1 protein-coding gene is annotated in these 2260 nt (G+C 66.4%); it reads left to right on the top strand.

The features are described from left to right. Positions 1-288 precede the first annotated feature (288 nt). A complete protein-coding gene (gene prpE, locus ACJ7C5_RS05845) occupies positions 289-2169 on the top strand; it encodes a propionate--CoA ligase (protein ID WP_412703307.1) in 1881 nt (626 codons plus the stop codon). Positions 2170-2260 lie beyond the last annotated feature (91 nt).

The raw sequence follows: 2260 nt of genomic DNA, 5'->3' as shown, positions 1-2260 counted from the left end.
CTTTAATCTGTCGAAGGGGGGGTGGGTCCGGTTGCGGGGGCGTGAGCCGCATGGATGCGGCGACCGAGCCTCCATGGACGGATTCACGGCGCCCCCCGCAACCGGACCCACCCCGCCATCCCTCAATGGCCCCGCTTTTGACGTTGACGTTGACGTTGACGTTGATTCTGCAGGTGCAGGGCTGCAAGCCCTGCAGAACAGAACCCCACCCCCTACCAAGGTAGGGCGGCCCGCGCGGCAGCGCCGGACTATCCTCGAACCCATGACTTTGTCTGGGAGGGCTGCGTCATGAACTACGAGGAAACCTACCGTCGCTCGATCGACGAGCCGGAAGCCTTCTGGGGCGAGGAAGCCAAGCGCATCCATTGGCATAAACCGCCACAGCAGGTGCTCGACTACAGCAACCCGCCGTTCCGGCGCTGGTTCGTCGGCGGGGAAACCAATCTCTGCTACAACGCCGTCGACCGCCACCTGGCCGAGCGCGCCGACCAGCTCGCGCTGGTCGCCATCTCCACCGAAACCAACAGTACGCGCGAGATCACCTATCGCCAGCTGTATCGCGAAGTGAACGACTTCGCCGGCGTGCTCAAGCACCTCGGTGTCGGTCACGGTGACCGCGTGGTGATCTACATGCCGAACATGGCCGAAGCCGTGTTCGCGATGCTGGCCTGCGCGCGCATCGGTGCGGTGCACTCGGTGGTGTTCGGGGGCTTTGCCGCGCACAACCTGGCGCTGCGCATCGACGATGCGAAGCCCAAGCTGCTGATCGCCGCCGATGCCGGCATGCGCGGTGGCAAGCTGATTCCGTACAAGCCGATGGTCGACGCTGCCTGCGCCGAAGCCACGTCACCGCCACCGCATGTGCTGATCGTGTCGCGTGGACTGGATGCAGCCGAACCACGCGTGCCGGGCCGTGATGTGGACTACGCCACGCTGCGTGCGCAGATCGGTGAAGTCGATGTGCCGGTGCAGTGGCTGGAAGCGAGCGAGCCGAGCTATCTGCTGTATACCTCCGGCACTACCGGCAAGCCGAAGGGCGTGCAGCGCGATGTGGGCGGCTATGCGGTGGCGATGGCACAGTCGATGGAGACCGTGTTCGACTGCAAGCCGGGCCAGGTGATGTTCTCCACCTCCGATGTCGGCTGGGCGGTGGGCCATTCCTACAATGTGTACGGCCCGCTGATCGGTGGCTGCACCTCGCTGCTGTACGAAGGGCTGCCGACGAATCCGGATCCGGGCATCTGGTGGGCGCTGTGCGAGCAGTACAACGTGCGCACGATGTTCTCATCGCCCACCGCCATCCGCGTGCTGAAGAAGCACGACGCGGACTTCATCCATCGCCACGATCTGGGCGCGCTGAAATACCTGTTCCTGGCCGGCGAGCCGCTGGACGAACCGACCGCGCACTGGATCAGTGAAGCGCTCGGCAAGCCGATCATCGACAACTACTGGCAGACGGAAACCGGCTGGCCGGCGCTGACCCTGCTGCCGGGCCTGGAGATGAAGCCAGTGCGCTTCGGTTCGCCAGGCTTCCCCAATCTCGGTTACCGGATGAAGGTGATCGACGAGAACACCGGCGAGGAAGTCGCACCGGGGCAGAAGGGCGTGCTGGTGGTGTCGCCGCCGTTGCCCCCGGGCTGCATGAGCACGGTGTGGAACGACGACAGCCGTTTCCTGCAGAGCTACTTCAGCCACTTCAAGGAACTGCTGTACAGCTCGCTGGACTGGGCAATCCGCGACGATGATGGCTACACCTTCATCCTCGGTCGCACCGATGATGTGATCAACGTGGCCGGGCACCGCCTGGGCACGCGCGAGATCGAGGAGGCCATTTCCAGCCATCCGCGCGTGGCCGAGGCTGCCGTGATCGGGGTCAAGGACGAACTGAAGGGGCAGGTGCCGCTGGTGTTCGTCACCCTCAAGCAGGGGCTCGATGGCGAGGATCCGGCACCGGTGGTGGCCGAGATGATGGCGACGGTGACGACGTCGCTTGGCGCGGTTGCGCGCCCGGCGCATGTGCACGTGGTCAATGCACTGCCCAAGACCCGTTCGGGCAAGCTGCTGCGGCGCTCGTTGCAGGCGCTGGCCGAACAGCGCGACCCGGGTGACCTGTCGACGCTGGATGATCCCAGTGCGCTGGAGGAGATCCGCCGCGCGCTGGGCCGTTGACCTGGTAGTGGCGGGGGCGGGGGGGCGCCCCCCCCCCCCCCCCGGGGGGGGGGGGGGCGGGGCCCCCCCCCCCCCCCCCCCGGACCGGACC

This window comes from Nocardiopsis yanglingensis (genome assembly GCF_045809185.1).
Classification (GTDB): domain Bacteria; phylum Pseudomonadota; class Gammaproteobacteria; order Xanthomonadales; family Xanthomonadaceae; genus Stenotrophomonas; species Stenotrophomonas yanglingensis.
Note: the sequence above shows the minus strand (reverse complement) of the source record. Positions and strands in the feature narration are given on the sequence as shown.